The following is a 14,941-nucleotide window of genomic DNA, read 5'->3' on the forward strand; positions in this document are numbered from 1 at the left end:
CTGCTCTCTACCTGTGTTCAGCCCGGTCTTTCTGCTGAGGCTGAAGAGGAAGGGGAGGGAGCGGTGTGGGCCGGCCCTTTCTCCAGAAGGTTGCCCTCAACGCCTTTCAGCAAGTTCCCCTCGACACCGAGCGAAGGGAGAAGCTGGGCCTGGGCCTGGGTCTGCAACGGTAGGCCCCACAGCTTAATAAAGCCGATGGCGGCGTTGTGATCGAACTGATCACCCGTATCATAGGTGGCCAGGCTGTGGCTATAGAGCGAATGCTCGGACTGCCGTCCGACCACCGTGAACTGACCCGGCGCCAGCTTCACGCGCACCTTGCCGCTCACAAAGCGCTGCGTACTCTGCACATAAGCGGCCAGATCCTGATGGAGGGCGCTGTACCACTGCCCATTGTAGATCAGGCGCGCGTATTCGGCAGAAACCAGCTCCTTGAAGCGCAGCTGATCCCGGCTGAGCGTCAGGCTCTCCAGAGCCTTGTGCGCGGCATGGAGGACCACCGCCGCGGGCGCCTCGTAGATCTCGCGCGACTTAATGCCCACCAGGCGATTCTCGACGTGATCGATGCGTCCGATCCCGTACTTCCCAGCCAGAGGATTGAGCGTCTCGATCAAGGTCACTCCATCGATCTCCTCGCCGTTCAGAGCCACTGGAATGCCGTGCTCGAAGGTCAGCTCGATATAGGTTGGCTCAGGGATAGGTGGACCGCCCGGACGCCCAAAGAGCCAGGGGCTGGTTGTCCAGGCATAGACATCCTCCGGCGGCTCCTGCCAGGGATCTTCCAGCGCACCACACTCGATGCTGCGCCCCCAGAGATTCTGATCGATTGAGTAGGGGCTGGCGTTCGTTACTGGAATCGGAATATTGTGCTCGGCAGCGTAGGCGATCTCGCTGTCGCGCGTCATGCTCCACTCACGCACGGGAGCGATGATCTTCAGATCAGGGGCCAGTGCCGCGATCGAGACATCGAAGCGCACCTGGTCATTGCCCTTGCCAGTACAGCCATGAGCCACGGCGACCGCCCCCTCGGCGCGGGCTACCTCTACCAGCAGGCGAGCAATTAAAGGACGGGCCAGAGCGGTTGCCAGCGGATACTGGCCCTCATAAATCGCGCCGGCCTGCAGGGCGGGCCAGACAAAATAGCGCACAAAGTCAGCCCGCGCGTCCACCACAATCGCCTTCACCGCTCCAATCTGTTCCGCGCGGCGTGCGATACTTGGCAGGTCGCGGTCGTTGCCGACATCTATCGTTAGCGCGATCACATCCAGATCGTATTTCTCCTTAATCCAGCGGATCGCCACGGAGGTATCCAGACCGCCGGAGTAGGCGAGAACCGCAGTAGCCATCAGCTTAAGCCCTCCCATGCTCAGACTGAATCTCGCCCGGCGCCGAGGCGGGGCTATCCTGGCTGCCCTGGTCATCCTGTTCTGAGTCTATCAGGCGCCGGATCGCTATTTCAAACGTGGTGGTGCGTTCCTGCCAGGCCGTCCGGGCTGCGGTCAGCCGTTGAGCAAGCTGCTCCAGACCGAGATTCCCGGCTCCGCCCAGGTGATTGCGCTTCTTGAGGCGCTCGACCAACTGCTCGCGGCTCTCCGTTGGCAGCGCTTCATGGCGATCAAGCTGCGCTGTGACCTCGGCTCCCACAATCCGATAGGCATCGCGAAACGGCAGGTTGGCGGTGCGCGTTAGCTCGTAGGCGCGATCGGTGGCGAAGAGTTCGAACGTGCAGGCAGCAACCAGGCGGTCGACATTTACCTCCAATGACCCCACCACCAGCGTAGAAATCTCCAGGCACTCACGCACCACATCCAGCGCTTCCATAAAGGGGCGCTTGGTCTCCTGATAGTCCATATTGTAGCCCGAGGGCAGACCGGTGACAATGCCCAGAATCTGCTGTTGAAGAGCCAACACCGTCTGAGTGCGGGCGCGTACCAGCTCCATCACCCCCAGATTGCGTTTCTGGGGCATAATGCTGCTGCCCGTACAGAGTTCCTGGGGTACGTGGAAGAAATTATATTCCGCCGTTGTGAACAGCAGAATGTCCTGAGCCAGCTTACTCAGGTCCAGCATGATCTGGGCCAGGGCCTGGACAATGGCCGCCTCTACTTTGCCGCGGCTATTCTGGACATAGATCACATTATGCTGCACACGGGCGAAGCCCAGCAGCTCAGCAGTGTACTGGCGATCGATAGCGAGCGGCACCCCGTAGCCGGCAGCGGAGCCAAGTGGCGACTGGTCGTTCAGGCTGTAAGCGGCGCTCAACAGCTGCTCATCGTCAAGCAGAGCCTCGGCGAAGGCGCCGGCCCACAGGGCCACCGATGAGAGCATGGCCCGCTGCATATGGGTATAGCCGGGCATCGGCACATCGGTATGGGCGCTGGCGAAGTGCCAGAGCGTTTCCACCAGCGTCAGCAGCGAATTGGCAATCCCGTGCAGCTGCTCCTTAGCATAGAGGCGCAGGTCAACCAGCACCTGATCATTGCGCGAGCGCGCCATGTGGATCTTCTTGCCGGCGGCCCCGGCCACCTCTGCCAGGTAGTTCTCGACGCGCGTATGTACGTCCTCATCGCTGGGCGTGATCGTAAACTGTCCCGTTTCGGCCAGGTGGAGGATGTCACACAGGGCCTCTTTCAAGGCCCTGTGCTCATCCTCCGTCAGCACGCCGATTTTGGTGAGCATGGCCGCATGCGCCAGCGATCCCCAGACATCGTGACGCACAAGGCGGCTATCGAGAGCGCTATTCTGCGCCGCCTCGAAGCGCTCGACCTGCTCATTCACACGGTAGGTTTTCTGCCAGAGTTTCGGCATGAATCAGATCCCTCCCACGGGACTGAACCCCAGATTCTTGTTGCGGCGCGAGATCAGCTCATAAGGCAGGCCGCGAATATGGGCCACAGCGGCGCACTCCTTCTGATTGAAGCTGGCGCTCTTGATAGAGCGCACATCGGGGAAGAAGAGACCGCCTTCAGCCTTGCGCGCCACAATATCAACGTTCCCCTTATAGAGCTGGAGCGTATACTCGCCGTTCACCACCTTCTGAGTCTCAGCGATAAAGGCGTCGATAGCCTGCTTCAGAGGATGGAACCACTCGCCGTGATAGACCAGGCGTGCCCAGTAAGCATCGAGTGGGCGCTTCAGCTGAATCTCCTCCTTTGTCAAACAGAACTGTTCCAGGTCACGATGGACCTTCAGCAGGATGGTGGCCGCGGGAGCCTCATAGATCTCGCGGGACTTGAGGCCCATGATGCCATCCTCGAAGAGGTCGATCTTGCCGATTCCATTGGCCCCACCGAGTACATTCAACCGCTCGATCATCTCATCGAGCGGCAGCTCATGGCCGTCCAGGGCGACCGGCAGGCCATTGCGCCAGGTCAGCTTGATCATCGTCGGCTTATCCGGGGCCTTCTGAGGGGGAGTCAGCCACATCCAGATCGAATCGGGCAGCTCGGTATCCAGATCGATCCCGCCGCTGGCGATCGAACGGCACCACATCGTCTTGTCATCGCCGCCAACAATGATCTCCTCGATTGGAACGCCGTAGTGCTCCATTAGCAGCCCCTCCTCGCTGCGCGTCAGGTCGAAATCGCGCACCGGCACAAAGATCGCCAGGCCGGGAGCGAAGAGGCTAAAGACGTTATGCATGCGGTACTGGTCGTTGCCTTTGCCGCTGGAACCCTCCATCAAGGCATCGCAACCCAGCTCCAGGGCCTTCTGAGCTACCTTGGCGGCGATCAGCTGGCGCGTCATCGAAGTCGAGACAGGATAGCCATTGTAGTCCGAGTTGGCCTGGATGGCTTTTGTCAGCCACTGCTCGGTGAATTCCTTCCTGGCATCGATCGTAATCGGCTGAATACCCAACTGGACCGCGCGCTGGACCGCCATCTCGATCTCATCCTGTCCCTGACCAACATCAACGTTGATGGCATACAAGGCCCGCGCCTTGTACTTGAGCTGGGAGAGCTTGACGCAGAGCGACGAATCGAGGCCACCGGAGTAAGCCAGGGCGATACTCTTTCCCTGGGGCACCTCTACCGCCTCGATCTTCTGCAGGGCGACTGCAAGGGCACTCTGCTTGTCGGTCTGCTGTTGCTGATTGCTGGTCGTCATCGTGCAACACTCCTTCAAGGTCTAAGGAAGATGTCCTGGGAAGGAGCGAACAGGCATCAAAAAACCCTCGCCCCTTCCTGTCCTGGAAACCTGAAGGGACGAGAGTAGGCAAAGGCGAGATGGGATTGAGGACTCGCTTGCACCTACACCCGTGGTGCCACCCTTATTGTCACCAGCCGCTGCCTAGCGCCGGAGAGAGAAGACCAGCTCTCTCCTGTTGGATGCTGCTCACACCGCTGTGAGGAGCATGCACGGTGACCGCTCTTTACGGTTATTGCGCTGCGTGGGAACCACCCACCTGATCCTACTTGCCCGTGATGTGCCCCTGCTCCCGCTCTCCTCTCTACCCTAAGCCAGGACGGACCCGGCCTTGAGCGCATCACGAACTTTCTTCGGCCAGCCGCTCACGAAGGCGTTCCAGAGGGCGTGTCCTTCCGAACTCTCACCAATCATCGGATCGCTGTTGGCCGCTTCCTCTGTACTACGTTCGCTCAACGCGGGCCAGCTATCAGCAAGCCCATATTCGATTGTCGCTTGGGCGGCGTGGACACCTGCCCTGGTGGAATAGTGGCCTCTCTCGGCTGCTTGCCCGACAGTCTGGCGCACCTTATCTGCCAGGGGCGGTACCGCGGTGTCTTGCTGCTGATGGAAAAGGGAGATGCCTGTGAGCAATGACCTGCAGGCATATCTCTTTTCAGCCTTGATTTGTAGATTACGGCAAGTGAAGCGAACTGCTGTCAGCTCGGCTCTGGGTGCCGAGAACGAGGATGTCGCAGGAGACAGTGCAGAGAGGGGAGTTGCTTATGCGAGCTGCGGACCCCTGGCGGCTTTCGGGGACGCAATGCTGAAGTGAGTGATGCTCATCCAGATCGCAGCTTGCGACTCTGTCAGCAAGACCCACGCCCAGACGGCCCTCCAGCCAGCGATGCGCTTCGCTGCTGTCATCCTCCACTACCTCTCACTGAGGCTTCCCCTGCTCTCGTTTTCGCTCTTGATGCTAGCCTCTATTCCCAGAGGCTGAACACCCTACCCAGACTAGTATACAGAGACTATCGGGATTGCGCAAGTTTCTGCCTGGTGGGCACAGGACTTCTGTGCTAGCGGAGCATACCATAAAGAAAAAGGTGGCGCTTCCCTTCGTCTTGGCCTGCCATTGTTGCGCGGCAGCACTCAGGGCCACTTCTTCTACGGGGTTCGCTGCGGACAAGCCTTCGACATGGGTAGAATGCTTCTCCGTGTGTTCCTTCCAATCCTTCCCTGACGCCGGGTCTCCCAAACCTTAGCCGTGGGAGAGCTGGCCCTCTGCCGTTGTTGGCTGCCTATCGGGCGCGCCTGGCCACTACGATATACACCGCCGTTGAAAGCAGCATGCAGAGTACCAGACCGATGAACCCCAGGGCTCCGGGACCCGTCGCCTGCTTGGTCGCCACCTCTATCGTAAGCCATTCGGCATAGACCAGTATCCAGATCAGCAAGAGTTTGAGCCAGTTGATCAGCCCTCGCGCTAAGCGGTACTGCCGAGCTGCGTTCTCTTCGGTAATGGCCCAGGGATAATTGAAAAACTGTGGGATGCGTGACAAGAGAGTCATAAAAATGTAGGCAATAGTCGAGAAAATGGGATAGTAGAGAAGATCGGCTTTGTTAGTATAGGCATCAGGCTGGCCCGCGAGGTTGAAATGGCCGGGGATGCGTGCCGGCAATGTACCCCAGGCCTGCACCGTCAGGTAAATGTTCAAGGCAATACTGACCAGGGCAACAACCTCTATCCCTATTTCGAGAGGGGAAAGTGGTAAACGAACCACAGGACGCCCTTTTCTCGCGTGCATGGAGTGCTCCAACTCGTTGAAACGCTCATCCTTACTGAACTAGCGTTGCGCCGCGAAAGCTGTCAGAAGTCGCAGCCCAGCATGAGGTACCATTGTATACCTCTCCCTGCAAAATTGATCGGTGCTATCGCTCAGAGCCGATCTGACAGCTGTTCTATTCACTTGTAGTAATTCGTACATCAATTCCAAAAATACCATATGCCTGGCAGCGAGGTCAACCCCGGCGAGTGGAGATACTGACGGTGCAATGTTGGCGCTTGTGCCCCTGCGGAGCGCTGTGTCATACTGGTAGCAGACAGGGCGGGGTGCTCTGATTGGTGATGGAGGCAACCCTGCCGAGAGATAGCTCCGTCAGGAGGGAGAAGCGTTTCACAATGGTCGCTATTTCCATTCAGATCGAGGGACAGACGGGTCTGACCTGGCCCCGCTGGAAGCGTCTGGTGGAGGCCATCGAAGGTCTGGGCTATGCTGGCCTCTTCCGCTCCGATCACTTCACCGATCCCGTGCCGCCCGACCGTGAGGCCCTGGAAACCATTGTCTCGCTGGCCTATGCTGCCGATCATACCCGGCGCCTCCATTTTGGCCCCCTTGTCTCGCCGGTCTCCTTTCACCATCCCGTCATGTTAACGCGCCAGGCGATTGCTCTCGACGACCTGAGTGGGGGACGCTTCATCTTCGGCGTAGGAGCTGGCTGGCAGGAGCGCGAGCATACCATGTTCGGGCTCAACCTGGGTGATATGCGCACGCGCATGGCCCGCTTTGCCGAGGCCCTCGAGGTCACCGCCCTCCTGCTGCGCTCCGAACAGCCAGTCACCTTCAACGGCAGCTTCTACCAGCTCCGCGAGGCGCAGCTCCTGCCCCGTCCGCAGCGACCTGGTGGGCCGCCCATCATGATCGGCGGCGGCGGACGCAAACGCACGCTGCCGCTGGCAGCGCGCTACGCTGACATCTGGAACGCCGGCTTTCTCTCACCCGAGCAGTTTCGTGAACTGTCTGCCTTTCTTGATCAACTGCTGCAGGAAGCAGGACGCCCGCCAGCGAGCGTGCAGCGCACCATGATGACCTCGCTCTTCTTCGGGCGCACGCGCGAGGATCTCTATCAGCGCCTGGACTGGTGGCGCCACTACGATCCCAGCTATGCCCCCCTCTCCTCGCAGGAGATCCTGGAGCGAGTGCAGGCCCAGAATCGCACCATCGTCGGCACGCCCGACATGGCTATTGCCCAGATCAGACGCTACGGTCAGGCCGGCGTTCAAGAACTGATGCTGCAGTGGTTCTACCTTGATGACATCGATGGCCTGCGCGACTTCGCCGAGACAGTCCTGCCTTTTGTCTAGCTGGCAGGCGTAGGCCCCCAGGCAGCAAGGCGGATGGTCACATAGCATAGACAGGCAGAGCAGCACAAGAAGGGATGAGACCACTGAGATGGGCCCCATCCCTTTCTGCGTCTTGTCTCGCCTCGCCTCGCCTCGCTTTACGGGTCTGCGCCTGCTGAAGGGGGAGGTAGACCACTAGCCGGTATTGCGCAGGCCAGCGGCAATGCCATTGATGGTCAAGAGCACAGCGTAGGTCAGACGTGCCCGCTCGCGCTCCTGTTCGCCGGCCTCCTGTTGCTCTGCCTTGCTCAGATCCAGCGGCCCGCCCAAGGCCCGCAGGCGGCGGAGCAAAACCACCTGGAAGTAGCTCAGCGGGTCCACGTAAGGATTGCGCAGACGGATCGAGCGCTGCAGAACCGGCGAATTATCAAGCAGGGCCTTGCCTCCCACGATACGCAGCAGCCAGCTACACGTACGCTCGTACTCCGCCTCAATCTCCGCAGAGATGCGTCGGCGCAGCTGCTCGTCAGCCACCAGGGTCGCATAGTGGCGCGCGATATGCATGTCTGCCTTTGAGAGCGTCATCTGTAAATTATCGAGAAAAGCGCGCATGAAGGGCCAGGAGCGATACATCTCCTGCAACTCATGGAGGCCCTCTGGCTCGGCCTGCACAAACTCCTCGAGCGCCCCCCCGATCCCGTACCAGCTTGGCAGCACATAGCGGCTCTGCATCCAGGAGAAGACCCAGGGGATGGCGCGCAGCTCCTCAATATTGCGCCCGCTCGTGCGGCGCGCCGGGCGCGAGCCGATATTGAGCCAGCCGAGTTCAAGGATTGGCGTCGCCTGCTCGAAGAACGACAGAAACTCGCGATCCTCATAGATCAGGCGGCGGTAGCGCTGATAGGCGCTCAGCGAGAGCCGATCCATGATCTGAACCCAGCGCGGCGACTCCTCGTGGTGCTGAGCCTGGGGAAGGCTGGACTCGATCACTCCGGCCACCACCAGCTCCATATTGCGCAGGGCAATCTCATGCAATCCGTACTTAAACGAGAGCATCTCACCCTGCTCGGTGATGCGGATGCGTCCGTTGACCGTTCCCGGAGGCTGGCCCAGAATGGCCTCGTAGATAGGGCCGCCGCCGCGTCCAATGGCCCCGCCGCGCCCATGAAAGATCGTGATCCCGATCCCGTAGCGCTCCCCCAGTGCTGCCAGGCGCTGCTGAGCCTGATACAGCTCCCAGCCCGAGGTGAGCATCCCGCCGTCCTTACTGCTATCGGAATAGCCGAGCATGATCTGCTGCTTATCGCCATGACCGCTCACCCACTGACGATAGAGCGGGAAGCGGAAGGCCGTCTCCATGATCGTTGCGCAGCCGCGCAGATCGGCGATCGTCTCAAAGAGCGGCACGATCGGCAAGCCGCTAATGCCGGCCTCCTTGCAGAAAAACTGCACCTCCAGCAGATCGCTGAGCGTGCGGGCCATACTAATGATATAGCAGGTCACCGCCCGCGGACCGAACTCCTCCCGTGCCTGACGAATGGCCTCGAAGGTTCCCAGCACCGTGGCTGTTTCCCGGCTCAACTGCAGGCCCCGCCGTGGCAAAACGCGCGGATCGCGGAGCAAGCGCTCCAGCAACTGAATGCGCTCCTCCTCATTCAGCTCCAGATAATCTCGGGCGGGTGCTCCATCGGTGCCAGCGGCCAACGTTTCCGCCAGGCCTGTCACGCGCAGCAGCTCCGAGAGTGCCTGAGCATGGCGCTCGCTATGTTGGCGCACATCGAGCGCGGCGAAATGGAACCCGAACAGCTCCACCTGACGGATCAGGCGAGCCAGGGCCCCATTGGCCACCTCGCGCTCGCCATCGGCCAGCAAGCTCTCGTAGACCAGGCGCAGATCGGTCAGAAGCTCCTCGGCGTCGCGGTAAGCTACCATGCGCGGTGCAGGCGAGGTTAAGGCCGACTCACCGGCTTCCTCCGTCTGGGAGGGGACCATCGCCGCCAGGGTTGCCCCCAGGCGCTTCCACATAAACGACAGCTTGCGCCGATATGGCTCCAGGCGTGTCTGCTCACCCAGCTCGCGATCGTAGTCTGGCAGGAGAGCGGCGTCCTCCTCGATCGAGCGGCGCAGCTCCTCAGTCACTGTGCTATAGTTAATCGACTGCGAATACTCACGTGCCAGAGCTTCGATCGAGCGGCGGTAGTGAGTCAGCAAGCTCGCGCGTTGCAAGCGCAGGGCCTGTAGCAAGGTCTCCGGCCCAACATTTGGATTGCCATCCTGATCGCCGCCGATCCAGGAGCCGATTCGCAAGAAAGGAGGGAGGCGCAGATCGAGATCGGGGTAGTGTCGTTCAAGCAGCTGCTCGAACTCCGCGTAGAGTTCAGGCAGGGCCTCGTAGATAATCTCGTCGAGATAATAGATGCCCATCTTCACCTCATCCACCGGCTGCGGGCGCACATGACGGACAGCATCGGTGCGCCAGAGCAAAGCAAGTGTGCTCTCCAGCTCACGCTGGCGTGGCCAGGGGCGCTGAGGGCGACCGAGCAGGTGACCGTACTCCCGATCGTAAGCATCCAGAAGATCAGCCACCTGACGCGACTTGATAATCAGCGTACGGCGAGTGGCCTCAGTTGGATGAGCAGTGAAGACCAGCTCGATCGAGAGGCGTTCCAAGAGTGATCGCAGAATCTCGCGGTCGACGCCGTGTTGCTCGAAAAATTGGATCAAGGCAGCCATCGAGCCGCGCTGCGGCGTTGGCTCTGGGCTGTTCTCATGCTCACGGCGGCGGCGAATGCGGTGGTACTGCTCAGCTGTGTTGACCAGGTGGAAGTAGATCGTGAAGGCGCGAATCACATCGATGGCCATGCGCAAATCGCAGCCTTCCACGACCCGCATAATGTCGGCATCCAGTGCCTCAATCTCACGCTGCAATTGTTCCGCTTCCGCTCCCTCAGCATGTGCAAGCTGCTCGGCATAATCGCGCAGGCGCTTGCAGCTGCGGCGGAGGTGTTCCACCGTCTCAAACACCTCACTCCCCCCGTGCTGCTGAATGGCGCGTCCCAGCGCATCGCCGAGCATGCGGATATCGCGGCGCAAGGGAGCATCTTTCTCCTGACGGCGTTCTTGCTCAGACATAGAGAAGCATCCTTTTCCAAGCGCTCACATGCAAAACCCTGCTCTGCTAGCGTAGTGGTTGATCCTGTCCCTGCTGGCTCTTCCTGCGCTGCCCAGGCAGCCTGACCAGCTTTCCGCTGCTTGCCTGCTAAGGGGGCAACATTGACGGAGCTGCCAGCCAGGTGGCAATCCCTTATCCATTATGGAAATTGCGAGAAGGAAGGCGAGCAAAACGATCGGCGTTGCAGAAGCCCTCATCAGCGGTGCGGTCAACGATCCTTGTGGGAGGCTCATCATTGCGCCGTCATTAGCAATTGTAGCACATCAGCGCGCGAATAGTCGTGCTTCTTGCGGGCCGCCAGACGGGAGAATGGAAGAGAAACCTTGAGCTGGCTGGCAACCTTGACCAGCGAGCGAGCCCACCACTCCCCAAAAAGCAACCGACAGCCAGGAGGAAGCCCTGACTGCCGGCCTCTTTCAGGCGAGCTGAGTCTGCCAACAGCGACTAGCGCAGCGACACATCATCCACGTAAACCGTGCCCTGGGCGTACCAGCCGTGAACATAAATCGTCACACTGGTCGTCGAGGAGCCGGTCGTAAACGTGACCGACAGCAATGTATAGCTCGTACTGCTCGTCCAGTTACTGGCTCCGCCATTGATGCCCAAATAGGCATAGGGACCGTTCACATAGGCGCTCAGCGTGTAGGTATGGTTTGGCTGCACACTGATCGTCTGCGTGCACTGGCCAGTTGTCGAATTACTCGGTGCCATCTGCAAAGCGTAGGAGCCGCTATGAACAGGAGAGGTCACCACGCGATCGCCGGCGTCGCAGCTCCAGGATGAGAGTGAGCCGCTTTCGAAGCCAGGATTGGCTACCAGATTGCCCCCGCTTGGGGTTGGAGTAGGATTCGTGGCCGTCGGGGTTGGGGTCCTTCCAGGGGTAGGGGTAGGCGTCGCCGGCTGAGACGTTGGCGTGGGCGTGGGATTCGAGGTGCTGCCGCCGGTAAACTGATTCAAGAGCTTCGAGAAATCAAAAGGCTGCTGCTGAATACCGCTGCACGTTGGCGAAACATAGGCCCCATTGTTGGGACAAGACTGGTCGCGGCCAGCTGACCACATTGCCAGCTCCCCCAGGCCATTCTGCTGAGCGAAACTCAGCAGCTGCTGGGCGTCCTGGAGCGTAAAGACCTCGGGCGAGACATCATTTAAACCAATCATTGGCGTCACTCCGAGCATAGCCCATAGCTGCGCGTTCGACTTGTTGGGGTAAAGGCTCTTGAGCTGATTGAAGGTGCTCTGAGCGGCGCTGATGGCATTTTGCCCCATCTGATTGGGAGGGGCAGAGCTGCCATAATCCATTGCCATGATATTGACCATCCCCACATTGACCCCGTTCGCAATGGCGTTCTGCAAGAGATTCACCCCATCCTGTGTCAGTCCCGAGGGCATCACTGGCAGCGTGTACGAGACGGCCAGGCCCGGATTGGCCGCCTGCAGAGCCGCAATAGCCTTGTTGCGCCGATCGACCGAGGCCGAGTCGGCAATAGCCGCCCCCTCGATATCGAAATCGACGCGCCTCAGCTGATAGTTCGTCACCACGGCCTGGTACTGTGCCTGGAGGCTACTGACGCTGCTACAAGCCTGAGCCAGCTCGATGCCATTGGCGCCGCCAAACGAGACAATGACATCGCCGCCCAGAGCGCGCAGATTGCTGAGATCGCTCTGCAAGAAACCCTGATTGACGGGCGTCGTTCCATTCCACTCGGCCTGGCAGCTACCGCCGCCATTAATAATGAAGGCCAGCGTATAGAACTTCACCCCGATCTGCTGGGCCGTCTGCGTCAACTGGAACGTTGGATACAGACTTGTATCCACGTAGGGAGCGAAGTAATGGGCTGGAAAGCCGGCGGCCTGCGCTGGCCGACTCTGGCGCAGCTGCCAGCCGGCAAAGAGAGCGACGGCCAGAAAGAGCGAGAGGACAACGAAAACGATAGGACGCGGTAATCTTTGCTGCATCGTTGCTCCTTTGTTGCATCATGCATCGATCAGAACGGAACCAGACGAACGAGAGAGAAGAAGACCGCAGCCATGCGATCCAAAGAGCAGCAGAGAAGGGCACAAGGCTGCCTTGCGCCTGACTGCCCGACCCGAGGTCAGCTCGAAGGGTCGAGGGAAGGTCAGACATCGCTCACCTCCTGCTGATTGAGTGCCTCATCGTGGAGCTGGCACAGCGTCTGTAGAGCTGCCCTCTCACCGACACCGTCTCACGGGCGAGTTGCCAGTGTATATCAGCAGTTGCGCCTTGATAACAAAGCGACAGAGAAGCATCGTGATCCCCCCTGGTGCACTCAAGACAAAGGCCTGTGCCAGGTTATCCAAAAGGCGATCTGAACGCTCAGAGGGAAGCACTCCCCTCTAAACGAGAGGGTAGCGGGAGATGGATCATATGTCAAGATGTATAGTCCACATGGAAGGGGATTATGCAATGTGCACAAAGTTTCGCGGGTTCTCTTCGGAGGTTTTGCCTGTATGCAAGGGGGGTGAGAATTCCTATACTTCAGAAATAGAAGCGCAACGATTGCGATGTACCCCTTTAGGGCCTTTGGGATGGTGAAATGGCTGAGTTGGAGGTTGGGAGGTCTGCACAGAGAAGAGAGCCCTCAGCGCCGAGAACCCTGGAAGTCTCCTCGAAGGTGAGCACGTTACCTGGAAAGGGGAGTTGTTACAGCATGTCTGTTACCTCATTTCTGCTGCTGCTAGCCTGCTTACTGATTCTTGCGAAGTGTGTCAGCTGGATCTGTCAGAAGCTCTCGCTCCCTAGCGTTTTAGGCATTTTGACCATTGGGATCATTGCCGGGCCATCGGTCCTGGGGTGGTTGCATCCGAACGAAATCCTCTCGACCTTTGCCTCGCTAGGGGTCATCATGCTCATGTTTCTGGCCGGTTTGGAAACGGACATGGAGCAGATGCGCCGGGTGCAGGGAGCGGCCTTCGTGTCAGCGGCCTGTGGGGTAGTAGTGCCCCTGATTGCAGGAACGATCTTTGCCTTAGCGCTGGGGCATACGCTGCCGGTGAGCCTCTTTATTGGAACACTGTTGACAGCTACCAGTGTAAGCATTTCAGCACAGACGCTCAAGGAGATGGGGCGCCTGAACTCGCGTGAAGGCACGACCATTCTGGGGGCAGCAGTGATTGATGACGTGCTGGGGCTGATTGTCCTATCGCTGGTCTTAGCGTTCACCCTTGGGGAGAATCCAGTTTGGTCCATTCTGAAGATGGCGGCCTACTTCCCCATAGCCTATCTCCTTGGTCGCTATGGCTTTCCCTGGCTTTCCCGGCTGCTTCCGCGTATGCTCGCCCTGGAAGCGCGCCTGGGCATGGTGCTGGCGCTTGTCCTGCTCTATTCCTGGGCTGCGGAAGAGCTGGGCAGTGTTGCGGCCATCACCGGGGCCTACATTGCTGGTCTGCTCATAGCGCGCACTGAGATGCGCGAGTGGGTTCATGATGGCATATCGAAGATTGGCTATGCTCTCTTCATTCCCCTCTTCTTCATTAATATCGGTATTGATGCAAATATTGCCTCAATAAAGCAGGTATCGCCTCTGTTGGTGGGCGGTCTGTTGATCATTGCCATTGTCAGCAAGATCGTTGGATGCGGCTCGGGGGCCTGGGCCTGCCGGTTCCCCTTTCTGGATGCTGTGCGCGTAGGAGTGGGAATGATCTCCCGTGGAGAGGTGGCGCTGATCACTGCCTCCCTCGGGCTAGAGGCCGGGCTGTTATCTCCATCGCTCTATGCCACAGTGATTCTGATTACCCTGGTCACAACGATGATTACCCCGCCGCTCCTACGCTTGAGTTATGCGGTACGCATCCAATGGCTCTCTCAGCCACTACTGTTAGCTCGTCAATGGCTAGCGGGAGCACCTTCACCAGTGCCAGCGGTCACAGCAGAGGAGGAGGAGTAGCCTATGCTGGAATCCATGAAGTATCAGATACTTTTGGATGAAGGCTACTCGGCCATACGCCGTGGTGATCCGGAGGCGGCTCTGAATCACTTCCAGCGGGCGTGTGAAAGCCACCCTGATCGTCCCCAGGCTTACTTTGCAGTTGCTGTCGCCTCTCTTGAGCAAAATGACAGTGACCAGGCGATCGAGGCCCTGCAGAAAGCTCTGGCGGTCGATCCGACTTACGCTATCGCGCGTGCCTATCTGGGGGTTGAATACCTGAAGCGCCATCGCCTTAATGAGGCCCAGCAGGAGCTCGATCAAGCCTTAGCGGATGCGCCCCATGATCTCCTTGTTCACATCAAATACGCCGAGTATTACTTCCGTCTGGGTTTTTATCATCGCTCGGTTGAAATGCTTGAGAAAGGCCTGAAAGGACCTCATCATGCCAAAGAGCACGTTGTCCTAATGGCCAGACAGTTACTCACGCAGGCGCGGCAGAAATGCAAGAGCATTGTTCTGCGCGACCCGCCTGATCCTCGCCATCTACTGCGTTTCCTCGCGCCATCCTGGCGTCGCAGGAAGCGTGTTCTGGCCTAAAGAGCGGTCATGTTTGTGGCGATTCCTAATCGCCAG

9 protein-coding genes are annotated in these 14,941 nt (G+C 59.2%); 3 read left to right on the forward strand and 6 right to left on the reverse strand.

Annotated elements, in window-relative coordinates:
• Nucleotides 1-17 precede the first annotated feature (17 nt).
• From N688_RS02415 to N688_RS02435, 4 genes are all read right to left on the reverse strand, one after another.
• Complete coding sequence (locus tag N688_RS02415) at nucleotides 18-1,349, reverse strand: argininosuccinate synthase (protein WP_420341008.1); 1,332 nt, start codon at nucleotides 1,347-1,349, stop codon at nucleotides 18-20.
• Between the two features lies 1 nt (nucleotide 1,350).
• Nucleotides 1,351-2,808, reverse strand: coding sequence for an argininosuccinate lyase (gene argH / locus N688_RS02420; RefSeq protein ID WP_081838430.1), 1,458 nt, complete (start codon nucleotides 2,806-2,808; stop codon nucleotides 1,351-1,353).
• A gap of 3 nt (nucleotides 2,809-2,811) precedes the next feature.
• Entirely contained in the window at nucleotides 2,812-4,107 is a 1,296-nt protein-coding gene (gene argG, locus N688_RS02425) for an argininosuccinate synthase (protein WP_052887795.1), read from the reverse strand.
• Between the two features lie 1,319 nt (nucleotides 4,108-5,426).
• On the reverse strand, nucleotides 5,427-5,933 hold the full coding sequence (locus N688_RS02435; protein ID WP_081838431.1) for a DUF1648 domain-containing protein: 507 nt from the start codon (nucleotides 5,931-5,933) through the stop codon (nucleotides 5,427-5,429).
• 374 nt (nucleotides 5,934-6,307) lie between these two features.
• On the opposite strand from N688_RS02435, the gene N688_RS02440 reads away from it, so the two are divergent.
• Nucleotides 6,308-7,270, forward strand: coding sequence for a TIGR03560 family F420-dependent LLM class oxidoreductase (locus tag N688_RS02440; RefSeq protein WP_052887798.1), 963 nt, complete (start codon nucleotides 6,308-6,310; stop codon nucleotides 7,268-7,270).
• Nucleotides 7,271-7,444: 174 nt separating this feature from the next.
• Here N688_RS02440 and ppc read toward each other — a convergent pair whose 3' ends face one another.
• Together ppc and N688_RS02450 are read right to left on the reverse strand one after the other, a co-directional pair.
• The gene (gene ppc, locus N688_RS02445) at nucleotides 7,445-10,381 is read right to left on the reverse strand and encodes a phosphoenolpyruvate carboxylase (protein WP_052887799.1); all 2,937 of its coding nucleotides are present in this window, start codon (nucleotides 10,379-10,381) and stop codon (nucleotides 7,445-7,447) included.
• 484 nt (nucleotides 10,382-10,865) lie between these two features.
• On the reverse strand, nucleotides 10,866-12,377 hold the full coding sequence (locus N688_RS02450) for a carbohydrate binding domain-containing protein (protein WP_052887800.1): 1,512 nt from the start codon (nucleotides 12,375-12,377) through the stop codon (nucleotides 10,866-10,868).
• A gap of 713 nt (nucleotides 12,378-13,090) precedes the next feature.
• Here N688_RS02450 and N688_RS02455 point away from each other — a divergent pair.
• Nucleotides 13,091-14,326, forward strand: a complete 1,236-nt coding sequence (locus tag N688_RS02455; protein ID WP_052887801.1) for a cation:proton antiporter — start codon at nucleotides 13,091-13,093, stop codon at nucleotides 14,324-14,326.
• Between the two features lie 3 nt (nucleotides 14,327-14,329).
• On the forward strand, nucleotides 14,330-14,905 hold the full coding sequence (locus N688_RS02460) for a tetratricopeptide repeat protein (protein ID WP_052887802.1): 576 nt from the start codon (nucleotides 14,330-14,332) through the stop codon (nucleotides 14,903-14,905).
• The last annotated feature ends 36 nt before the right edge of the window (nucleotides 14,906-14,941 follow it).

It is taken from the genome of Thermogemmatispora carboxidivorans, assembly GCF_000702505.1.
GTDB classification, from domain to species: domain Bacteria; phylum Chloroflexota; class Ktedonobacteria; order Ktedonobacterales; family Ktedonobacteraceae; genus Thermogemmatispora; species Thermogemmatispora carboxidivorans.

Bases quoted from the DNA above. Each gene is read 5' to 3' on its own strand.
- N688_RS02460 (WP_052887802.1), top strand. From the start codon at position 14,330: ATGCTGGAATCCATGAAGTATCAGATACTTTTGGATGAAGGCTACTCG.
- N688_RS02440 (WP_052887798.1), top strand. From the start codon at position 6,308: ATGGTCGCTATTTCCATTCAGATCGAGGGACAGACGGGTCTGACCTGG.
- N688_RS02450 (WP_052887800.1), bottom strand. From the start codon at position 12,377: ATGCAGCAAAGATTACCGCGTCCTATCGTTTTCGTTGTCCTCTCGCTC.
- argG (WP_052887795.1), bottom strand. From the start codon at position 4,107: ATGACGACCAGCAATCAGCAACAGCAGACCGACAAGCAGAGTGCCCTT.
- argH (WP_081838430.1), bottom strand. From the start codon at position 2,808: ATGCCGAAACTCTGGCAGAAAACCTACCGTGTGAATGAGCAGGTCGAG.
- ppc (WP_052887799.1), bottom strand. From the start codon at position 10,381: ATGTCTGAGCAAGAACGCCGTCAGGAGAAAGATGCTCCCTTGCGCCGC.
- N688_RS02455 (WP_052887801.1), top strand. From the start codon at position 13,091: ATGTCTGTTACCTCATTTCTGCTGCTGCTAGCCTGCTTACTGATTCTT.
- N688_RS02435 (WP_081838431.1), bottom strand. From the start codon at position 5,933: ATGCACGCGAGAAAAGGGCGTCCTGTGGTTCGTTTACCACTTTCCCCT.